This window comes from Labrys sp. E2SS-1L, assembly GCF_057073705.1.
The window spans coordinates 341,772-362,843 of the sequence record NZ_CP172714.1 but is presented as its reverse complement, the minus strand read 5'-3'; the positions used below and the strand labels follow the sequence as shown (position 1 = coordinate 362,843).

At 65.3% G+C, this 21,072-nt stretch carries 19 protein-coding genes; 4 read left to right on the top strand and 15 right to left on the bottom strand.

What is annotated here, in order from left to right:
• Window positions 1–51: 51 nt before the first annotated feature.
• From ACIGJE_RS34610 to ACIGJE_RS34580, 7 genes are read right to left on the bottom strand one after another with little or no spacing between them, the layout of a single operon-like run.
• Entirely contained in the window at window positions 52–1,041 is a 990-nt protein-coding gene (locus tag ACIGJE_RS34610) for an ABC transporter ATP-binding protein (protein ID WP_415083041.1), read from the bottom strand.
• 8 nt (window positions 1,042–1,049) lie between these two features.
• Entirely contained in the window at window positions 1,050–2,009 is a 960-nt protein-coding gene (locus ACIGJE_RS34605; protein WP_367624986.1) for an ABC transporter ATP-binding protein, read from the bottom strand.
• Complete coding sequence (locus ACIGJE_RS34600; protein WP_311942048.1) at window positions 2,006–2,977, bottom strand: ABC transporter permease; 972 nt, start codon at window positions 2,975–2,977, stop codon at window positions 2,006–2,008. Before ACIGJE_RS34600 ends, ACIGJE_RS34605 begins: the two co-directional genes overlap by 4 nt.
• Complete coding sequence (locus ACIGJE_RS34595) at window positions 2,977–3,993, bottom strand: ABC transporter permease (protein WP_311942052.1); 1,017 nt, start codon at window positions 3,991–3,993, stop codon at window positions 2,977–2,979. The genes ACIGJE_RS34600 and ACIGJE_RS34595 overlap by 1 nt, the downstream gene beginning before the upstream one ends.
• 20 nt (window positions 3,994–4,013) lie before the next feature.
• On the bottom strand, window positions 4,014–5,675 hold the full coding sequence (locus tag ACIGJE_RS34590; protein ID WP_311942055.1) for an ABC transporter substrate-binding protein: 1,662 nt from the start codon (window positions 5,673–5,675) through the stop codon (window positions 4,014–4,016).
• Window positions 5,676–5,699: 24 nt separating this feature from the next.
• Complete coding sequence (locus ACIGJE_RS34585; protein WP_311942058.1) at window positions 5,700–6,605, bottom strand: proline iminopeptidase-family hydrolase; 906 nt, start codon at window positions 6,603–6,605, stop codon at window positions 5,700–5,702.
• Complete coding sequence (locus ACIGJE_RS34580; RefSeq protein ID WP_415083040.1) at window positions 6,595–8,118, bottom strand: leucyl aminopeptidase; 1,524 nt, start codon at window positions 8,116–8,118, stop codon at window positions 6,595–6,597. Before ACIGJE_RS34580 ends, ACIGJE_RS34585 begins: the two co-directional genes overlap by 11 nt.
• A gap of 275 nt (window positions 8,119–8,393) precedes the next feature.
• Here ACIGJE_RS34580 and ACIGJE_RS34575 point away from each other — a divergent pair, with 275 nt between their 5' ends.
• A complete protein-coding gene (locus ACIGJE_RS34575) occupies window positions 8,394–9,296 on the top strand; it encodes a LysR substrate-binding domain-containing protein (protein ID WP_367624983.1) in 903 nt (300 codons plus the stop codon).
• A 53-nt stretch (window positions 9,297–9,349) separates the two neighbouring features.
• Here ACIGJE_RS34575 and ACIGJE_RS34570 read toward each other — a convergent pair whose 3' ends face one another.
• Both ACIGJE_RS34570 and ACIGJE_RS34565 read right to left on the bottom strand, forming a co-directional pair.
• Window positions 9,350–9,955 (bottom strand): HutD/Ves family protein, encoded by a 606-nt coding sequence (locus ACIGJE_RS34570; protein WP_415083039.1) that lies wholly within the window; start codon window positions 9,953–9,955, stop codon window positions 9,350–9,352.
• Window positions 9,956–10,001: 46 nt separating this feature from the next.
• Entirely contained in the window at window positions 10,002–10,814 is an 813-nt protein-coding gene (locus tag ACIGJE_RS34565; RefSeq protein ID WP_415083037.1) for a hypothetical protein, read from the bottom strand.
• Between the two features lie 215 nt (window positions 10,815–11,029).
• Between ACIGJE_RS34565 and ACIGJE_RS34560 the strand changes: the two genes are divergently transcribed.
• Complete coding sequence (locus ACIGJE_RS34560) at window positions 11,030–11,716, top strand: hypothetical protein (protein ID WP_311942074.1); 687 nt, start codon at window positions 11,030–11,032, stop codon at window positions 11,714–11,716.
• The gene (locus ACIGJE_RS34555) at window positions 11,709–12,395 is read left to right on the top strand and encodes an RES family NAD+ phosphorylase (protein ID WP_311942077.1); all 687 of its coding nucleotides are present in this window, start codon (window positions 11,709–11,711) and stop codon (window positions 12,393–12,395) included. The genes ACIGJE_RS34560 and ACIGJE_RS34555 overlap by 8 nt, the downstream gene beginning before the upstream one ends.
• Window positions 12,396–12,583: 188 nt before the next feature.
• On the opposite strand, the gene ACIGJE_RS34550 is transcribed toward ACIGJE_RS34555, so the two are convergent.
• The 4 genes from ACIGJE_RS34550 to ACIGJE_RS34535 all read right to left on the bottom strand — a co-directional run bounded on the left by ACIGJE_RS34550 (window position 12,584) and on the right by ACIGJE_RS34535 (window position 16,922).
• The gene (locus tag ACIGJE_RS34550; protein WP_311942080.1) at window positions 12,584–13,357 is read right to left on the bottom strand and encodes an SDR family NAD(P)-dependent oxidoreductase; all 774 of its coding nucleotides are present in this window, start codon (window positions 13,355–13,357) and stop codon (window positions 12,584–12,586) included.
• A gap of 34 nt (window positions 13,358–13,391) precedes the next feature.
• Window positions 13,392–14,213, bottom strand: coding sequence for a carbohydrate ABC transporter permease (locus ACIGJE_RS34545; RefSeq protein ID WP_311942083.1), 822 nt, complete (start codon window positions 14,211–14,213; stop codon window positions 13,392–13,394).
• Between the two features lie 3 nt (window positions 14,214–14,216).
• Window positions 14,217–15,107, bottom strand: coding sequence for a carbohydrate ABC transporter permease (locus tag ACIGJE_RS34540; RefSeq protein ID WP_311942086.1), 891 nt, complete (start codon window positions 15,105–15,107; stop codon window positions 14,217–14,219).
• A gap of 495 nt (window positions 15,108–15,602) precedes the next feature.
• On the bottom strand, window positions 15,603–16,922 hold the full coding sequence (locus ACIGJE_RS34535) for an ABC transporter substrate-binding protein (RefSeq protein ID WP_068289116.1): 1,320 nt from the start codon (window positions 16,920–16,922) through the stop codon (window positions 15,603–15,605).
• Between the two features lie 459 nt (window positions 16,923–17,381).
• On the opposite strand from ACIGJE_RS34535, the gene ACIGJE_RS34530 reads away from it, so the two are divergent.
• Complete coding sequence (locus ACIGJE_RS34530; protein WP_311940625.1) at window positions 17,382–18,719, top strand: hemolysin family protein; 1,338 nt, start codon at window positions 17,382–17,384, stop codon at window positions 18,717–18,719.
• Between the two features lie 292 nt (window positions 18,720–19,011).
• Here ACIGJE_RS34530 and ACIGJE_RS34525 read toward each other — a convergent pair whose 3' ends face one another.
• Entirely contained in the window at window positions 19,012–20,166 is a 1,155-nt protein-coding gene (locus tag ACIGJE_RS34525) for an alpha-hydroxy acid oxidase (RefSeq protein WP_483681269.1), read from the bottom strand.
• Window positions 20,167–20,276: 110 nt separating this feature from the next.
• The gene (hutC, locus tag ACIGJE_RS34520; protein WP_311940425.1) at window positions 20,277–21,008 is read right to left on the bottom strand and encodes a histidine utilization repressor; all 732 of its coding nucleotides are present in this window, start codon (window positions 21,006–21,008) and stop codon (window positions 20,277–20,279) included.
• Between the last annotated feature and the right edge of the window lie 64 nt (window positions 21,009–21,072).

Below are 21,072 nucleotides of genomic sequence, written 5' to 3'. Positions count from 1 at the left end.
ACCGTACATTGCCCCCGGGAGTAGGCAGGAGCCGGCGACCCGCTTGCCTTGTCAGGAGGCGACCGGGAAGTGGCAGGCGACCTTGCGGCCGGGGCCATAGTCCCGCATCTGCGGGCGCTCTGTACGGCAGCGATCCTGGGCGACCGGACAGCGCGGGTGGAAGCGGCAGCCCGATGGCGGCTTGAGCGGGCTTGGCACGTCACCCGTGAGGATGATGCGCTTGCGCCTGCCGCTCGGCGTGGTCTCCACGATGGGAACCGCCGAGATCAGGGCCTGGCTGTAGGGATGCGCCGGGGTGGAGAACACCTCTTCGGCCGGCCCTTCCTCGACGATGGAGCCGAGATACATCACCGCGATCCGGGTCGAGACCTGGCGCACGACCGACAGATCGTGGGCGATGAAGACATAGGTGAGGTTCAGCTTCTCCTGGAGATCGGCGAGCAGGTTGACGATCTGCGCCTGCACGGAGACGTCGAGCGCCGAGACCGGTTCATCCAGCACGACCAGGTCCGGATTGAGCGCGATGGCGCGGGCGATGCCGACGCGCTGGCGCTGGCCGCCGGAGAACTCGTGCGGATAGCGCATGACGTGATCCGGCAGCAGCCCGACGAGATCGAACAGCTCAGCCACGCGCCTGGCGATCTCGGCGGAGGAGAGCCTGGTGTGGATACGCAGCGGCTCCGCCACCAGGTCGCCGACGCGCCGGCGCGGGTTGAGCGAGGCCGACGGATCCTGGAACACCATCTGCAGCCGGCGCCTCAGCGGCCTGAGCTCGGCCAGCGACCTGCCGGTGATGTCGTCGCCCTCGAAGATGAGCTGGCCATCGGAGATGTCGTAGAGCCGGACCAGGCAACGGGCCAAGGTGGACTTGCCGCAGCCCGATTCACCGACGAGCCCGACGGTCTCGCCGCGCCGCACCGTGAGGGAGACGTTGTCGACCGCGTGAACGGTGCGCTTGCCTTCCGAAGAAAAGCGGCTGCCGATCGAGAAGCGCTTGCCGAGCGCGCGCGTTTCGAGGATCGGCTGGTTGCTGTCTGTCATTTCACCGCTCATGCTTGCGCCACCCGGAAGCAGGCGGCGGCATGCGTGCCGCGGCCGAGGTCCGGCTTGTCGGCCTGGCAGGGCTCGTAGCGTACCGGACAGCGCGGGCCGAAGGCGCAGCCCTGCGGCAATCGTAGCAGCGAGGGCGGCGAGCCGGGAATAGCCGGCAGGCGACGCGGTTTCTCGCCGGTCAGGGGAGGGATCGAACCCAGGAGCGCCTGCGTATAGGGGTGCCTGGGGTCGGAGAACAATTCCGCCCGGCTGCCGCGCTCGACCACACGGCCCGCATACATGACCATGACCCGGTCGGCGAGCTCGGAGACCACGCCCATGTCGTGGGTGATGAAGACCACGGCCGAATTGTGGGTCGCGCGCAGCTTGCGCACGAGGTCGAGGATGCCGGCCTGCACGGTGACGTCGAGCGCCGTGGTGGGTTCATCGGCCACCAGCAAAGCCGGGTCGCAGGACAGCGCCATGGCGATCACCGCCCGCTGGCGCATGCCGCCGGAAAGCTGGTGGGGATAGCGCGACATCGCCTCGCGCGGATTGGGGAAGTTCACCTCCGCCAGCAGTTCCTCCACCCGTTCCAGCGCCTTGGCTTTGCCGATCTTGCGATGGGCCTGGATCTGCTCGGCGATCTGCCAGCCGATGGTGTAGACCGGCGTCAGCGCCGTCATCGGATCCTGGAAGATCATGGCGATCTCGTTGCCGCGCAGGCGCCGGAGCTCCCGGGCGGGCAGGCCCACCAGTTCGCGGCCCTTGTAGCGGATCGAACCCTCGATCCTGGCATTGGGATCGGTGATCAGGCCCATCACGGCCAGCAGCGACACGGTCTTGCCGGAACCGGATTCGCCGACGACGCCGAGGATCTCGCCTTCGGCGAGATCGAAGGAAACGCCGTCGATGGCGCGCACCAGGCCGTCATCGGTGCGGAAGGAAACCCGAAGGTCGCGTACGGACAGCATCATGACGTCCTCACGCGCGGATCGAGGAGAATATAGACGAAGTCGACCACCGCATTGGCGAGGACCACGAACATGGAGGCATACATCACGGTTGCCATGATCATCGGCAGATCGAGGTTCTGCAGGGCGTCATAGGTGAGCTTGCCGATGCCGTGCAGGCCGAACACTACTTCGGTCAGCAAGGCGGACCCGCCGACCAGCGCCCCGAAATCGAGGCCGAACAAGGTGACGAAGGCGATCAGCGAGGTCCTGAGCGCATGGCGCAGCAGGATGCGCGTCTCCGACAGGCCCTTGGCTCGCGCCGTGCGGATGTAGTCCTCCTGCAGGGATTCGATGATCGCCGCCCGCAGCACGCGCCCGTAGATGCCGATATAGAGCACGGCGAGCGTGACCCAGGGGATGACCAGGGTGAGGAACCAGCCCTTGGGATCGTCGAGGAGGTTCTTGTAGCCGAGCGGCGGTACCCAGCCGAACAGCCAGGTGTCGTGATAGCGGCTTTGGGTGATGAGATTCATCACCTCGCCCAGCCAGTAGACCGGCATGGAAATGCCGATCAGCCCGGCCGCCATCAGGAGCCGGTCGATCCAGCTGTTGCGCGTGGCGGCGGCGACCATGCCGATGATCACGGAGACCACCACCCACAGCACCGCCGCCCCGAACACCAGCGAGAGCGTGACCGGGATGGCGTCGAGCACCGCCGGCACCACCTTCCAGCCGCGATTGACGAAGGAGGTGAGGTCACCGGTGATGAAGATCTTCTTCATCATCAGGCCGTACTGGACGTAGAGCGGCTGGTCGAAACCGAAATTGTGACGTACCGCCGCCAGCACCTCGGGCGAGGCGTTGCGGCCGGCGATGCGTGCCGCCGGATCGGCGCCCGGCGTGGCGAAGAAGATCAGGAAGACGATGACCGAGATGCCGAACATCACGAACAGCATCTGGCCGAAGCGGCGCAGGATGGCGTAGATCATCAGTCGCGCCCCAGTTGCACTTTGGAGCGCGGATCGAGCGCATCGCGCAGGCCGTCACCGAAGACGTTGAGCGCCATCACCGACAGGGCAATGATGATGCCCGGCGCCAATGCGACCGCGGGGCGCGTATAGAGCAACGCCTGCCCGTCCTGGATGATGGTACCCCAGCTCGCCGCCGGTGGCTGCACGCCGATCGACAGGAAGGAGAGCGCCGATTCCGTCAACATGTTCAGCGCCATCATCAGCGGCACGAAGACGATCAGGGTGGTGGTGATGTTGGGCAGGATATCGCGCCAGAGGATGCGTGGTCCCGGCACCCCCAGATTGATGGCGGCGAGCACGAATTCGCTCTTGCGCAGCGACAGCACCTGCCCGCGGATAGGCCGCGCCACATAGGGCACGTAGACGATGCCGATGATGATGATCGGCAGCCACAGGCTCCCGGATTCGATCACGATCGGCCCGATCGAAATGCCTTGGGCGATGGTGACGATCGAAAGCGATATCGCCAGCAGATAGATCGGGAACGCCCACAACACGTCGAGGAAGCGCGACAGCACGGTGTCGACGATGCCGCCGAAATAGCCGGCCACCAGCCCCGCGGCCGTGCCGAAGATCAGCGTGAAGATGGTGGCGGCCCCCGCGATCATCAGCGAGTTGAGGCCGCCATAGAGAAGCCTTGCCATGACGTCGCGGCCCTGGCTGTCGGCGCCGAGGAAGTAGTTGCCGAGCCGCCAGGTCGGGCCGATCGGCGTGTAGCCGAGCCCGAGCCCCTCCGTCGATTGCTCCATCACCGGGACCTCGGCGCCGTCGATCTGGATGACGGCGTCGAGTGTCGAGGCGAAGGGGTCCACGCCCGCCCAGCGCGCATAGAGCGGTGCGCTGAGGCAGGCGGCGACGATCAGGAGGAAGAGGATAAGGGAGGCCATTGCCGCCCGGTTGCGCCTGAGCTTCACGAAAGCGAGGGCCCAGGGCCCTCGCGTCTTGTACGGTATGGCAATGGCTTGGTTCGCCATGGGCGTGCCCTCGCAGTGCGTCACTGGACCCAGGCCTGGGTGACCATCCAGTTGAACTGCGGGTTGAACTTGAAGTTGCCGACGCGCTTGCTGACGAAATCGAGGCGCTTGGGCGTGAACAGCCCGACGGCGGGCGCCTTGTCGGTGATCTGCCTGTCGATCTCGGCCCACATCTTGTCGGCGGCCTTCTGGTCGGTGACGCCGAGGTCGAGTGCCTTCTGCATCTTGGCGTCGATCTCCTTGTCGCAGAAGCCGGAGATATTGATCGAGGCGTCCGAGCCCTCACGGAAGGAGGCGCAGCCGAACAGGATGTTCAGGAAGTCCGAAGCCGCCGGATAGTCCTTGTACCACTGGCTGACCGACATCTGCACCTTGTTGTTGGTGTTCTGGATGTAGGTGAACTGGATGTTGGTCGAGATCGGCTTGACGTCGGCGACATAGCCGATGCTGGTCAAGACGCTCTGCAGATAGACGCCGATGGAGCGCGAGACCGCGGTATCCTCGACGATGATGGTGACCTTCTGGCCCTTGGTGCCGGATTCCTCGACGAGCTGCTTGGCCTTGTCGAGATCGGGGGCCGACCATTTGGCGCCCGGATTCTTGGTGAAGGGGCAATAATCCTCATGGCCGGGGAAATCGGGCGGCAGCACCTGGCAGACCGGGGAGGCCAGCACCTTGCCGCCGAACAGCTTGACCAGCGTGTTGCGATCGATGGCGAAGGCCACGGCCTGGCGGGCCTTCTCGTTGTCGAAGGGGGCGAGGCGCGTGTTCAGCGGGGCATACCACCACGCCGACAGCGGCGAGATGTGGAGCTGGTCCTTGAACTTGGTGCCGAGTTCGGCGAGGCGGTCGCTCGGCAGCGGGTCGAACATCCAGTCGGCCTCGCCGTTCTGGATCGCGGTGACGGCGGCTTCCTCGGACAGGCCGAAATCATACTGGACCACGTCGGGATAGCCCTCGGGCTGGGCCTCTTCGCTCCACTGCTTGAAGTTGGGATTGCGCGAGAGCGTCATGCCCTTGTTGGGATCGAAGGCCGAGATCATGTAGGGCCCGGTGCTGGGAATGGGGCGCGAGCCCATATCCTCGGCCGGCGTGTCGGCGGGCAGGATCACCGCATGCGGCAGAGCCAGCTTGTAGAGCAGTTCGGCATCCGGCTTGGTCAGGTTGAGGGTGATGGTGCCGGCCGCCTCGTCGGCGACGACGCCGCCTTCCAGCGTGCAGCTCTTGGTGTCGGCCAGGCATTTGTCGGCGCCGACGAGGCCGGCATAGAAGGTGCCGGAGGTCGGGCCGGAAATCTTGAAGATGCGCTGGAAGGAGGCGACGACGTCCTTCACGCCGAGATCCTGTCCGTTCGAGAACTTGATGCCCTTGCGCAGCTTGAAGGTGAAGGTCTTGCCGTCATTGCTGACGGTGGGCAGCGCCTCGGCGAGGTCGGGCACCACGGAAAAGCCGTCCTTGCCTTCCGCCTTGCGGAAGATGACCAGCCCGTCATAGACCGGCTGGTACATCTGCCAGCCCTGGTCGGTGTAGTTGATGTGGGGATCGAGTGTTCCGGCCGCCGAGCGGGCCAGCAGGCGTATGGTGCCGCCGCGATGCTCCTTGAGGTATTCGGCCTGGGCGGGTGCCAGGCCGGTGCCGGCCAGCAGGGCCGTGGCTGCAGCAGCCAAAAGCAGTTTCTTCATCGTCGATCCCCTCTTCTGATTTGTTTACCGGTCGTGCTGATCCAGGAAGTCGCCGGCCACCCGCATGCATTTTTCCTGTTCTTCCACATGCGGCATGTGGCTGGAATGCTCGAAGATCTCCCAGCGCGATCCCTCAATGCCGTCCTTGTAGGGCTGCACGGTCGCAGGGGTGGCTTCGTCATGGCGTCCCGACAGGATCAGCGTGGGCACCTCGACGGCCGCCAGGCGGTCGATGATGCTCCAGCTCCTCAGCGTGCCGATGACGTGGAACTCGTTGGGGCCGTTCATCACATTGTAGACGGTGGGATTGCGCGCGACCTGGGCAAAGCTCGCCGCCACTTCCGGCGGGAAGGGCACGACGCGGCAGACATGGCGCTCATAGAACACCATGGTCGCCTCCTGATACTCGGCATCATCTGTGGTGCCGGCCTGTTCGTGACGGGTCAGCGTGTCCTGGACCTCGCGGGGCAGGTCGGCGCGCAGGCGATTGGCTTCCTCCACCCACAGCTTCATCGAGGCCGGGGAGTTGGCGATGGTCAGCGATTTCAGGCCATCAGGCCGGGTCACGGCATATTCGGCGCCCAGCATGCCGCCCCAGCTCTGGCCGAGCACATGGAAGCCGGCGCGGATGCCGAGATGGTCGACGAGGTTCTCGAGCTCTTCGATGAAGAGTTGCGGCGTCCAGAAATCGGCACCCTTCTCGGGCAGCAAGGTGGAGTTGCCGCAGCCGAGCTGGTCGTAGTGGATGACGGCCCGCCCGTCATGGGCGAGCAGCTTGTAGGCATCGACATAATTATGGGCGACGCCGGGGCCGCCATGCAGGATCACCACCGGCGCCTTGTCGCCACCGAGTTCGCCGCTGATGCGATACCAGGTCTCGTAGTTCCGGAAGGCAGCGCGGCCTTCCCGGCTGATGATCTCAAGCGACATTGTGCTTCCCATTGAGGTTATGGACCCATTCTTCCAGCATCTGCACACCGAAGGCCGTAGCGCCCTGCCGGCCCAGGGGCCGGTCGCTGTCGGCCAGTTCCTTGCCGGCGATATCGAGATGGACCCAGGGGCGACCTTGCGTGAAATGGCGCAGGAAGGCGGCGGCATAGGGCGCGTCGCCGTCTTCCATGTCCTTGGCGTGGTGCCTGAGATCGGCGAGGGGTGAATAGAGGCCTTCGTCATAGGCGCGGTCGAGCGGCAATTGCCAGAAGCGCTCGCCGACTGTTTCGCCGGCCGCGATCATCTGTGCGGCGACGGCATTGTCGGTGCTGAACAGGCCGGCGAAGACCGATCCGAGGCCCCGCATCACCGAATAGGTCAGGGTAGCCAGATCGACGATCGCCGAGGGCTCGAAGCGCGAGGCGGCGTAGTAGAGGCAGTCGGCCAGGAGCAGGCGTCCCTCGGCATCGGTGTCGAAGATCTCCACGGTCTGGCCCGAAGCCGTCGTGATGATCTCGCGCGGCTTGAGCGCGGTGCCCGAAGGCAGGTTCTCGGCGATGCCGAGCACGCCCACCGCGTGGACGGGGCTGCCCTGCCGGGCCAGGGCCAGCAGGAGGCCGACCACAGCGGCCGCACCGCCCATGTCGGCCTTCATGTCGAACATCTGGGCGCCACCCTTGATGCACAGGCCGCCTGAATCGAAGCAGACGCCCTTGCCGACGAAGGCGAGCGGCTGCTCGCCCGAGCCCTTGCCGCGATAGCGCAGCACGGCCACCCTCGGGGCGCGGGCCGAGCCGGAACCGACGGCGAGCAGAGCATTCATGCCGAGCTCTTTCAGGCGCGCCGCATCGAGGATCTCGACCTCGATGCCGGCTTCGCGCAGGGCGTCGAGGTGATCTGGGAAACTGTCGGGATGAAGATGGTTCGGCGGCAGATTGACCAGGGTGCGGGCATAGTCGACGCCGTCGGCGATGGCATTGGTGCGTGCCAGCGCCGCGGCGAGCTCGGCCTTGCCGGCACCGACCAGCGCCAGCCGCCAGGCTTGATCCGCCTCAGCCACCGGACGCTTGTTGCGCAGGTCGAAGCGGTAGCGGCGCAAGCGGATGCCGAGCGCGACGCGTGCCAGGATCTCCGCCCCGGACAGGCTGGCGCCGGCAATGGGATCAAGGACGAGCGTCGCCTCGCCGATGCCCTTGCTTTCCAGATGCGCGGCGAGCGCGCCGCCGGCACGTGCCAGCGACAAGGCATCGAGCGTCTCGGGCGCGCCCAGGGCCAGTACGATCACCCGCCGGACCGATGCCGCCGGCGGTGCGAAGATGTCGGTGCAGGTGCCGGAGGCTGCAAGGGTGACAGGGTCGGCGCAGACCCGGGACAGAAGGCCCCCCATTTCGGCGTCCAGGACGGCCGCCCGGGGGCCGAGTGCCGGCCCGGCCGGCTTCAGGACCACGATGGTGGTGGCTGTGGGGGAGACGTCGTCTGCCGGCTCGAACACGGGTACTGGAGATTGCGGCATCGGACGGCGGGCTCCTTCATTGCAGCGCGACGCGCGGGTAGCCAGCCGGCGCATAGGCTCGCTCCAGCGCCCGGCTTTGCCGTTCGATCCGAAGTTCCCGCGCATGCGCAGAGCCGCGACCGCTTCTGGCAGCGGTGCGGTGCCGATGTCCCCTGTGGTCGCTTTGTCGTGACGACTTGGTCCTTCTTCGGTATCCCCGAAGCCGGCAGGCGATCAAACGCCAATTTCGTCCACGTCGATTGACAAAAACTCATCCGACAATTCATCATCGGCGCATGGCACTCCCCTCACTCAATGGCATGCGCGCTTTCGAGGCCGCCGCGCGCCTGGGCAGCATCAAGGAAGCGGCGGAAGAGCTGCATCTGACGGCCTCCGCCGTCAGCCGCCATATCCGCACGCTCGAGACGACGCTGGGCCAGGATCTGTTCGAGCGCGGCTTTCGCCAGGTCACACTGACGACGCGGGGCTCCTATTATGCGCGTAGCCTGTCGGAGGCCTTCGAGGCGATCTGGCGTGCGACGGACGATGTCAGCTTTCACGACGGCCCACGGCAGGCCAAGGCGCACCGTGTCCGGGTGCTGTGCGTGCCCCCCGTGCTCAATCTATGGCTGGCCGACCGGCTGCCGGGCTTTCGCCGCCAGCATCCCTCCGTCGACCTGGAGGTGATGACCTCGGGCAAACGCGCCAATTTCGATTTGGCCATCGTCGACGAGTTCGACTACAAGGCCGGCCCGGCCCTGACGCTGCTGATCCCGCTGGTGCTGACACCGGTCTGCGCCCCTTCGCTGCTGGAAGGCCCCTTGCCGTTGCGTTCGCCGGCGGATCTCATTCATCATCACCTGATCCATGAATGCGAAACCACGCGATGGAAGCGCTGGCTCGAGCAGGAAGGCATTGTGGACAGCCCGTCGAAGTCGGGCACGATCATGGATGATTGCACGGCGATCATGCGGGAAACCATCAATGGCGTCGGCATCGCGCTGGCCGATACGATGATGGCGCAGGACCTGCTCGAGCAGGGGCGCTTGGTCGCCCCTTTCGGTGCCCGCCATACCTATCCCGCCGGTATCTATCTCTATCAGCGCCGCAGCATCGGCAACAAGCAGGGCGCCAGCCTGTTCCAGGACTGGCTGCTGGCCGAGGTCGCCGAGCACAAGCGGGCGATGGCGATCGGCTGAGATCATACCAACGGGTTTGATGCTCGACCGATCAAACATCGATGGCGTCGGTATTACAGGCCTTCCTCAAAGGCTATGGCCGAGCGCAGGCGCAGGACGAGGGCGCGTGCCTTTCTGCCGCCATCCGATGCGAGGAGCGCTGCCGCCTCTTGCCTCAGTACCACCGTGTCGCGCTCCGCCAGGCGAAGGGCACCCCGGGTGGTGGTGTCGAGGTTCCAGCTGCCGCTGATGGCGAAGATGACGACGAGATCGCCGGGCGGGACCGCATGGCTGTCGGAGCCGGCCAGCACCTGCTGCCCGACATGGTGCCAGTGCCGGCGGCTGGCCATGACGTTGAAGACCCGTACCGGCCCCTTGACCGGCCGGCCAACGGGGGCGAGGCCGGTATCGAAGCGGAACGGCGCGAAGGGCAGAAGGCGGTGCTTGGATTGCCCGAAATCGAGCTCCAGCTCCTCGCCCTCGATCAGGGTGATCACCCGCTCGGCGCCGGGAAAGCTGGAGAAGGCGCCGTCCTCGAGGATCGGCGCGCTGCTGATCCTCACCTCGAAATCCTCGCGCGAGCCGCCTTGCGGCGAAAGATAGATCTCGTCGGTTTCCCCGCGCCCGTTCTTCCAGGGCAATGTCGCGTAGGCGGTGCGGGCAAGATGTTCGATGGCCATGATGGTCCGGTTGTCGGTGCTGCGTGGGTCTCGGCGGCCGGGCCGATCAGGCCAGCCGGTCGAGAAAGCGAAGGAGGCCCGGAACAGGCGCTGTTCCCCGCTCCGGGGTGATCACGCCGTCGGCGCCCAGGTGGAGGTGTCGGGTGCCCTTGTCGATCCAGCACAGATAGAGACCGGCGGGCGGGCGGCAGAGCATCGGCGCAAGGGCGAGCTGGCCACGGGAAGCGACGGTTTCCGCCGTCCAGGCAGAACCGAGCATGGCGTTGGCGGCCTGGATGTCGCCGGCGCGCAGAAAGGCCCGGACCTGGCTGGAGGAGCAGCGCCGGGCGTTGGCACGGACTTCGGGGACGCGAGTCACGCCGAAGCCGAGGGAGCGGCCGAGCTGCGTGAGCAGATCAGCGTCGCCCGCCCGCGAACGGCCGAAGCGGAAATCGTCGCCGGTGACGACGTGGCCGACGCCGAGGCCTTGCTTGAGGATGTCATGGGCAAATTCCGTCGGCGTCAGCGAGGCGAAGGCGGCATCGAAGGTCGGTGAGAAGACATAATCGAGCCCCAGCGCGCCGAAGCGATGAGCCTTGGTGGCCGGCGTGGTCAGGCGGAAAGGCGAATCCGCCACACAGAAGAAGCTGCGCGGGTGAGGCTCGCAGGACATCACGGCCAAGGGCAGGTCCTCGCCCGCGATGATCCCGGCAGCATCGAGCAGGGCCTGGTGGCCGCGATGGAAGCCGTCGAAATTGCCCAGCAGCAGGACCGCGCCGCGATCGGGGTCGCCGGCCGGCAGGCCCTCGGCGACATGGCGCAGGCCGCCTTGGCCGGCAGGCTGCCATTGCTCATGCTGGATAGGCTGTGTCCATGCCATTGGGCAAATCCCCGGAAGCGGCTCTGCTGCGATGTTCGAAGCCTAGCGACACGCCGCATGGACGGGAATTCGCATTTTCCGAAACGCTGCTTTGGGAAAACCGTGGCGTGCCGGCAGCCCGGCATGATCCGCCGTTCTGGCCCGGCCTTCTTGATGATATGGGTTATCATGCTATATAGATAACCATGATCATTTCAAATTTTGGAGGGCGTGACATGACGGCGTCCCAGGCGCTCAAGACATTGTCGGGGGTCACCACCATCACCGGGACCCCGGAAGAGGTGCGCGATGGCCTCGGCCATCTCGGTGCCAAGGGCACGCAGGTCATCGCCGTGACGCTGGACCAGGTCAGCTCTCCGGCGGCGAAGGTGCTCGCCCACACGTTCGAGGCGATTGCTCCCCTGGTCGGGGCGATCGTGGCCCGGCGCGAGAAGGCTGCGCTGCAGTCGATCATCGAGGCCCTGGTGCCCCAGGTGCCCTTGCCCCAGCATATGCTCGCCGAAGCCCGGATGACGGCCGAGGCCCGCAAGGCCGTGCTGGAAGAGGGCGAGTGGCTCACCGCCGCCCAGGTCGCCGAGGTGGCTGGGTTCAGCGCGACCAATCCAAGCGCCCAGCCCAACAAGTGGAAGAAGGACGGGCAGATCTTCGCCATCCGCCACCAGGGTGTCGACTATTTCCCCGGCTACGGCCTGGATCCTTCGACCGGATATCGTCCGGCCAAGCCGCTGGGCGAGGTTCTGAAGATCTTCGGCCAGGCCAAGGATGGCTGGGGCGCGGCCTATTGGTTCGCCTCCGACAACAGCTATCTGGGCGGAGAGCGTCCCCTGGACCTGCTGCTGCGCGAACCCGATCGGGTCATCGCCGCGGCCCGCGACGAAATGGAGGGCGTGCTGCATGGTTAGGGGCGCGCTGAGGCTTGCCAAGGCACGCCCTGCGACACCCGCGCCACCATCCCAGCTCGCCGCCAAGACGGCCATGATGACCTGGCCCAAGGGCCAGGTCATCCACCGTATCCATCTCGACAGATATGGGGCCGCCCAGTTCAATCCGGGCCTTGCCGGCAATGCCCGCTTCAGCCCGATCAAGGATAGGGAGGGCGGGCCGATCCCCACCCTCTATGGCGGTACCTCCTTCGAATGCGCCGCCATGGAAACCGTCTTTCACGACGTGCCCTTCACCGCGCGCCTGAAGACTCTCGACAAGGCCAGGCTGGCCGGCCAGGTGCATTCCCGGCTCGAGCCCCGGCAGGATCTCCTGCTCGTCGATCTCAGCGCCACGGCCCTGCGCCGCCTCGGCCTGCGCCGGACCCAGCTCATCGATACGGAAAAGGACCGCTATCCCGGCACGCGCGCCTGGGCCGCAGCCTTCCATGCGGCGTTGCCGGACGTGCAGGGCCTGTGCTGGGTTTCCCGGCAGGACGATCGGGCGCTCGCCCTCGTCCTGTTCGGCGACCGCCTTCCCGGCGATGTCCTGGCTCCGGCGGGCGAGCCGCGTGCCGTTCTGGGCTCGGCTGATGCCCTCACCGAGCTGACCGTGCTCGCCGACCGCATCGGTGTGAAGCTGGTTGCGGGCAGGGCCTGATAGCCGTGCGATCGTGAGGGGTATGGAGAGTTCGGCCCGAAGCGTCTCGGTCATTCCCTTCCCACCCCCTCCGGCGGTGCCGGGAATGACGGCTTCCGAGCGACGTGTTTCACTCTTTGAAGGTTTCAAGGGGGCACCGCGTCCATCGGGGTCGGGGGAACGAAGCTCCCGATGGACGCGAGATCGGGCTACCAGATGGTGTAGCCGCAATCGACGACGACGACCGCGCCCGTCATGGCGCTCGCCGCATCGCTGGCCAGGAACAGGATGGCCGAGGCGATTTCGTCGGCGCGGGCCACGCGCTTCATCGGCGTCATCTCCATCCACACCGGAAACAGTTCCGGCTTGTCGAAGCCGCCGCGCGACATCGGCGTGTCGACATAGGTCGGCGCCACCGCATTGACGCGCACGCCGTGGGGCGCCCATTCGCCGGCCAGCGACTTGGTCATGTGGTGCACGCCGGCCTTGGCGGCGTTGTAGTGGACCTGGCGCTGGGGCTTGTTGGAAATGAGGCCGGACATCGAGCCCAGCGTGACGATCGAGCCCTTGCCACGCTGCAGCATGGCCCGGCCGAATTCGCGGCAGCTCCAGTAGCAGCCATTGAGGTCGACATCGATCACCTTGCGCCAGACCTCGTCGGTCATGTCCTCGCCGCCGGTGTCGGGCCAGGCGATGCCGGCATTGGCGATCAGGATGTCGACGCCGCCATGGCGTTCATTGGCCTCGCGCGCGGCCCGGCCGACGGCATCGGCATCGGTGACGTCGAGCGCGACGGCATCGACGGTCCAGCCCTTGGCGGCGAGGGCCTCCCGGCCGCCGGCGAGCACGGCCGGGTCGAGATCGGAGATCACCACCTCGGCGCCGGCCTCCAGCAGCGCCTCGGCGCTGGCGAGCCCGATGCCGCGGCCGCCGCCGGTGATGAAGGCCGTCTGGCCGGACAGGTCGAATTTCTTCAAATACATCGCTGCAATATCCTCCAGGTGGATTGTCGCGCCGTCACTTGACGGCGCCGAAGGTGAGACCTCGGACGAGCTGGCGCTGCGTCAGCCAGCCGAAGATCAGGATGGGGCCGATTGCCATCAGCGAGGCGGCGGAAAGCTTGGCCCAGAACAGGCCCTCGGGGCTGGAGAAACGGGCGATGAAGGCGGTGAGGGGTGTCGCCTGCGTCACCGTGAGGTTGATGCTCCAGAACGCCTCGTTCCAGGACAGGATGATGGCGAGCAGGGCGGTGGAGGCGATGCCGGGCATGGTCATCGGCAAGAGCATCCACACGAACTGCTTGAGGGGACCGGCGCCGTCCATGCGTGCGGCCTCCAGGATCTCCTTGGGCACGTCGCGGAAGAAGGTGAAGAGCATCCACACGATGATCGGCAGATTGATCAGCATGTAGAGGCAGGTCAGCCCCAGGAGCGAATCCAGCAGTCCCGCCCATTGGAACAGCAGATAGATCGGCACGAGCACGCCCACGGCCGGCATCATCTTGGTGGAGAGCATCCACATCATCAGGTCCTTGGCGCGCCGCCCGGGGAAGAAGGCGAGCGCATAGGCCGCCGGCAGGCCGACGACGATGCCGAGCACCGTCGAGCCGACCGAGACGATCACGCTGTTGGCGAAGAAGTGGAGGTAGTCGGCGCTCTCCAGGATCTCCTCGAAATTGTGCAGGCTGGGCTGGAAGAACAGGATCGGGGGCGTGGCAATCGCCTGCTGCTCGGTCTTGAAGGCCGTGATCATCATCCACAGGATGGGGAAGAACAGCACCAGCGTCATGAGCCAGCATAGCAGGCTGACGACGATGCGGCGGGTGAGCGAGACGGCCATCGGTCAGTCCTCCAGCGTGTGGGAAATCGTGCGCATGAGGAAGACGGCGACGAGATTGGCGAGAACCACGGCGAGCATGCCGCCGGCCGAGGCACCCCCGATGTCGGAATCGAGGAGGGCGGTCTTGTAGATGAGGTAGGGCAGGGTGGTGGAAGCATCGCCCGGGCCACCGGCCGTGGTGACCAGGATCTCGGCGAAGATCGAGAGCAGGAAGATCGTCTCGATCATCACCACGATGGTGATGGCCCTGTAGAGGTGCGGCAGCATGATGTGCGCGAAAAGCCGCAGGCCGTTGGCGCCGTCCATGCGGGCGGCCTCGATCTGCTCGCGGTCGAGCGATTGCAGCGAGGTCAGCAGGATCAGGAGCGCGAAGGGGATCCACTGCCAGGCCACGATGATGATCACCGATGCGAGCGGGTAGTCCGAGAACCAGTCGATGACGGGCAGCCCGAGGGAGCGCGAGATCCAGGCGAACAGCCCGTTCACCGGATGCATCAGCAGGTTCTTCCACACCAGGGCGCTGACCGTGGGCATGATGAAGAAGGGCGCAATGCACAAGAGCCGGGCGAGCCCGCGTCCGAATACCGGCTGGTCGAGCAGGATGGCACCGATGATGCCGACCACGACCGTGATCGCCAGCACGCTCACCACCAGGATGACCGTGTTGAGGATGGCGTTGGTCAGCCCGGGATCCTCGATGAGATAGCGGTAATTGTCGAAGCCGGCAAAGCCGGTCTGGTCGAGATAGTTCAGATTGTAGCGCTGGAACGACAAGTAGATCGTGAGGGCCAGCGGCACGATCATCCAGACGAACAGCAACAGAACGGACGGCGCCAGCAGGGGACGCGTGTCAACTCCGACGCCGCGATGGCGGGCGAACAAGGCGACGGCCATGGAGCTCCTTTCGGATCGATCCCAGGGCGTTCTGCGATCTGCCGGCATCGGCGGCAGCGCAAGGACGCGTCGAAACAGGGGAGAGCGGGCAAGCGTTTCGGCTCGAACAAGCCGCTTTCCGGGAGTAGGCGGCGCGATCTCGATCAGGCAGGATCGGGATCGCGCCGCCGAAGATGCGTTCCGGGAGAGAAAACGCATCTTGGCACGGAGCGGGGCGGGATCGCCCCGGCAAGCCTGTGTGTTGCGCCAATGCGGTTCACTTGGGGACCGTTCAAGAATAAGCGCACCGTCATTCCTGGCCGAGCTTCTCGCGAGCGAAGCGAGAGAGGGCGAGGTATCCTCACAAGCTTTGCTTGTGAGTGGAATCCAAGGGCCGAAGATCGTATTTACGGTCCCTGGATCCCCTTCCCGCCGCCTGCGGCGGCGCCGGGGATGACAAGCATCGTGCAACCTTGAAGATACTTAAGTGAACCGCATCAGCGTCTTGCTGTTGCCCTATTTCTTGGGGTAGCCGGCCTGGCGCATGGCGCGCTGGGTCAGCGACTGGGCGGCTGCAAGGCCCTGGTCGACCGTCTTCTTGCCGGCGATGACGGCGGCGAATTCCTGGCCGACGGCAGTGCCGATGCTCTGGAACTCGGGAATGCCGACGAAGGAGATGCCGCGATAGGGCACCTTCTCCTGGGTGGCGTCCGTCATGTTGGCGGTCTGGATCGTATCCAGCGTCAGCTTGGCGAAGGGCGCGGCCTTGATGTAGTCGGCATTGTCATAGGTCGACTGGCGGGTCCCCGGCGGCACGGTGACGATGCCCGAATAATCGGCGACCAGCTTGATGTAGTCGGGCGAGGTCGCCCAGTAGATGAACTTCTTGGCTGCGTCCGGTGCCTTGGAGGAAGCCGGCACCGCCAGGGCCCAGGACCACAGATAGTGGTTGCCCTTGTTGAACTTGCCATAGGGCGGATGGGCGTAGCCGAGCTTGCCGACGACGCTGCTCTGCTTGGGATCGTTGAGGAAGCCGGCCGAGACGGTGGCATCCACCCACATGCCGCATTTGCCGCTGGCGAACAGAGCGAGATTCTCGTTGTAGCCGTTGGAGGCGGCGCCGGGCGGGCCGTATTTCTTCAGGAGGTCGACATAGACGGTCAGGCCTTCCTTCCAGGCCGGCGTGTCGAATTGCGGCTTCCATTCCATGTCGAACCAGCGTGCGCCATAGGAATTGGCGACCGGGGTGATCTGGCCGATATTCTCGCCCCAGCCGGGCTTGCCGCGCAGGCAGATGCCATAGACCCCATGGTCGGGATCATGGATCTTGGCGGCAAAGCCGTCGATGTCCTTCCAGGTCGGCTGCTCGGGCATGGTCAGGCCGGCCTTGTCGAACAGGTCCTTGCGATAGAAGGTCATCTGGCTTTCGGCATAGAAGGGCAGGGCATAGAGTTTGCCATTATAGGAAAGTCCGTCCCGTACCGATTTGAGCACGTCGTCGAGCTTGTAGTCGGCCGGTACGTTGTCGAACGCCGTCAGCCAGTTACGCTCGCCCCACATCGGTGCCTCGAACAGGCCGATGGTCATGATGTCGTATTGGCCGCCCTTGGTGGCGATGTCGGTGGTCAGGCGCTGGCGCAGCGTATTTTCCTCCAGCACCACCCAGTTCAGCTTGATGTCGGGGTTCTTGGCCTCGAAATCCTTCGACAGCTTCTGCATCACCACCATGTCGTTGTTGTTGACGGTGGCGATGGTCAGCTTGGTTTCGGCCTGCGCCGGCAGGCCGGCGATAAACGCCGCCGCTGCGCCGAGGCACAGTGTTTTGAGAGCTCGCATGGTTTCCTCCTCCTTGTGGTGTCGTGTTCGACATCTCGATGGGCTGCAAATCGATGGCCTGGCCCGGCTGTCGCGAGGGCAAGCACCCCCCGCGCCGCAGCATTGGTGAAATGCGCAAGCTTCATCCAAATTCAGGCAAGGCGAGTGGGCTTTGGCAGCGATTGCTAGCAGATCAGGCTGTTTCCTCCGGCCGTTGGTATTTTTCTTTCATATGTTTTCATAACATTCCAAAAGCTATCATGGAGATTGTTTAAGTCAACAACGAAGCTGCCCGAGCAGGCGCGATCTGTCGGATCACGCCTGAAGTCGGGTTTCCGGGGGCATGACCCCAGCGGCCTTCCCCTTTCGGGAGGTTTCGCACAGCCTTGACGAAGAGCGGTTTGCCTCCCGGCTTCAGAGCGGCGATGCTAGAAGCGATCGTTTTGTGAAAGGACCGCGCCCGGCGCGGAAGGGGAGATGATGTCCGGTTCCGACGACGGTGCTCTCGTCATGGACTTGTTGAGGGTACTAGCCGTCTTTGCTCTCGTGGCCGCCAACGGCTTTTTCGTGGCCGCCGAGTTCTCGCTCGTTGCCGTCCGCCGCAGCAGGGTGGCCGAGCTTGCCGCGGCGGGGCGGATGAATGCCCGCCCGCTCTTGCGCGCCATCGACAATCTCGACGCCAATTTGGCGGCGACCCAGCTCGGCATCACCATCTCGTCCCTGGCGCTGGGCTGGATCGGCGAGCCGGCGCTCGCCCATCTCATCGAACCGCTGCTCGGCTGGCTGCCGGCGGGGATCGCTACCATCGGCTCGCATGCCATTGCCGTCGCCCTTGCCTTCGTGATCATCACGGCCCTTCACATCGTCCTCGGCGAGCTCGCGCCCAAGAGCCTGGCCCTGCAGCGCAGCGAGGGCACGGCGCTATGGATCGTCCGGCCGCTGGGCCTGTTCCTGTTCCTGCTGCGGCCGGCCATCCTGATGCTGAACGGTCTCGGCAATCTGGTGCTGCGGGCATTCGGCCTGCGGCCCGGCTCAGGGGAGGAATCGCTGCATTCGCCCGAGGAACTCAAATTGCTGGTCCGGGCCAGCCAGGATGCCGGCATCCTGCAGGATGCGCAGGAAGAGGTGATGGTGCGCGTGCTCAGCATCGGCGGGCGCCGCATCAGCGATATCATGACGCCGCGACGCGAGATCGACTGGGTCGATATCGATGACGATCCGAAGGAGACGCTGCGCATTATCCGCGAATGCCGGCACGACCACATCCTGGTCGGGCGCGGCAATATCGACGAGCCGCTCGGCATGATCGTCAAGCAGGATCTGCTCGACCGGGTACTGGACGGGGAGAGGCTCGATCCGCTCGCCGTCATGCGCCAGCCGCTGATCGTGCACGAGGCGATGCCGATCTTCCGGGTGCTCGACCAGTTCAAGCGGACCCCGATCCGGTTGGCCCTCATCATCGACGAATATGGCGGCCTCGAAGGCATCGTCACCCAGACGGACCTGCTCGAAGCCATGGCCGGCGACCTGCCCGAGGTCGAGGGCGAGGAGCCCGATATCGTCGAGCGCCAGGACGGTTCGCTGCTGATCGACGGCATGATGCCGGCCTATGCCGCCTTCGACCGGCTCCAGCTGCAGACAAGGCCGCAGGATCGGGATTTCCACACCATCGCCGGCTTCGCGCTCTCGCAGCTCGGCCACCTGCCCGAGGTCGGCGAGCAGTTCGACTATGGCGGCTGGGTGTTCGAGATCATCGACATGGACGATCGACGCATCGACAAGCTCCTGGCACGCAGGGTGGATGGCGCCGAGGCGTGAGGCTCTTTCCGGGATCGCAGACATCCTTGCCTATAGGCGTTAACTCAGGGTGAGAGGCGCGACGCCAGCCGCCCCTTCGCCCCGTTCTTACGGGGAGAAGGTAAGGATGAGGGGCGGCGCGGACCTCGAAAACCAAGTATTCCGTAGCCCCTCACCTCAATCCTCTTCCCGTAAGAACGGGGCGAGGGGGCTCATATGTGGAGCCATACCTTCAGCTCGATCATCTCGCCCGACCCTTAGGTTAGCACCTATGGGCATCCTTACCTGCAATCTCAGAAAACACTGGCAGATTTCAGCCTCGATCGACCGCGATCACGGCCTTGGTGCCGAGCGATTTCAGCTCGTCGATCGAGGCCACGCCCATCAGCGCCAGCGTGATCGAGACCTCGCGGGTGAGGATGTCGATCACGTCGGCGACCCCGGCCTCGCCCGCGGCGGCCAGGCCATAGATATAGGCCCGGCCCAGCATGACGCCGTCGGCGCCGAGTCCGATGGCCTTGATGATATCGGCTCCGCGGCGAATGCCGCCGTCGAGCATCAGGCAGAAGTCGGGCCCGACTGCCTGACGGATGGCGGGCAGGGCCGCGATGGTGCTCGAGGCGCTGTCGAGCTGCCGCCCGCCATGGTTTGAGATCACCACGCCGTCCATGCCGATCGACTTCGCCTTCAGCGCATCCTCGGGGGCGAGGACGCCCTTGACCACCAGCCGGCCCTGCCAGCGCTCGCGCAGCCAGGCCATGTCCTTCCACGACACGGTCTTGTCGATATGGCGCGACAGATTGGCGGCCTGTTCGAGCGCGCCGCGCCCGAAATCGCGCCGGTGCTCGATCGCTCGCACGCTGGGCATGCCGCGCGCCGCCACGTCGAGGAGCCAGCCCGGCTTGCGGGCGAGGCCGAGGAAGAGGCCCGGCGTCACCCGCGTCAGCGAGCGGAAGCCATTGCGGACGTCCCGCTCGCGGATACCGGTGATCGCAGTGTCGACGGTCACGAACAGCGTATCCGCGCCAGCCAGCCGGGCGCCTTCCAGGAACTCGTCGCAAAGGGAGCGATCGTCGAGCACATAGAGCTGGAAATGCAGCGGCCCCTTGGTCGCCTGCCGCACATCCGCCAACGAGGCGATGGAGAAGTTGGAAAGGCAGAGCGCGATCCCCGCCTCATGCGCGGCCCTGGCGGCCTTTTGCTCGCCTTTGCCGGCATAGAGCCCGAGAAAGCCGACCGGCCCCAGCATGAAGGGCAGGGGATGGCGCGTGCCGAGATAGTGCGTGCCAAGGTCCTGCTCGCGCGGCTCCACCAGCACGTTCTGGCGCAGGGTCAGCCGGGCGTAGTCGCTTCGATTGGCCCGGAGGGTTTCCTCCTCGAAGGATCCGCCATCGATATAGTCGAAGAAGATCTTGGGCAGGCGACGGCGGGCCGCCTCGCGATAGTCGTGCACGTTCACAAATTGCATGGAAGTATGCCGGCTTTCGAAAATTTTAGCCTGTCATTCCCGCCGCCTTCGGCGGCGCCGGGAATGACAGGTCGATGTTGTTGGGTGCGGAGCAGGCGGGCGTTCGGTCATCAACGCGCCGTATGAAGATAGCGGCTGCCCAGTGAATAGCGGCTGCCGACATAGGTGAAGGTGTTCACCGTCGCGACAACAGGTCCGGTGAAGGTCTTGCGGTGCAGGACGAGGCAGCTGTCGCCGGGGCGGATGTGGAGCAGGCGTGCGGTTTCCACTCCCGCCGGCAAGGCGCTGATCAGCTGTTCGACCTCGGTCAGGGGCGTGGATTGCTGCAGATATTCATAGGTCGCCGCATTGGTGTAGTCCTGGTCGAGATAGCCGCTGACCAGGTCGGTGTTGACGTAGCGCTCCTCGAGCTGCACCGGCACGTCGTTTTCGAAATGGATGACGATGGAATGGTCGACCGGCTTGATCGCCTCGAATTCGAAGGCGATCATCAGTTCCGGCGTGGGCTGGGCTATGCGTTCGAGCATGACCACCTCGGCGCGATGGCGGCTGCCGCGGGCCTTGATCTCGGTGGCGATGTTGCTGATCTCGATGAGCGTCGATTGCGGCTTTGGTGGCGCCACGAAGGTGCCGACGCCCGGGATGCGGCGCAGATGCCCCTGTGCCGTCAGTTCGCGCAGGGCCCGATGCACGGTCATGCGCGAGACGCCGAGCGTGGCGACGAGATCGTGCTCGGAAGGAAGGCGCGCATGGCGCCCCCATTTGCCGCTGGCGATGTTGCCGAGGACGAAGTCCTTGACCTTCTCGTAGAGGGGAGAGGCGGAGTCGGAAAGAACGTCCATGGTCCTGTCTCCTGCGTGGGGGGTCGAGAAAGTCAGGCCCCGGAAAGCCTGGTTCAATCGGATG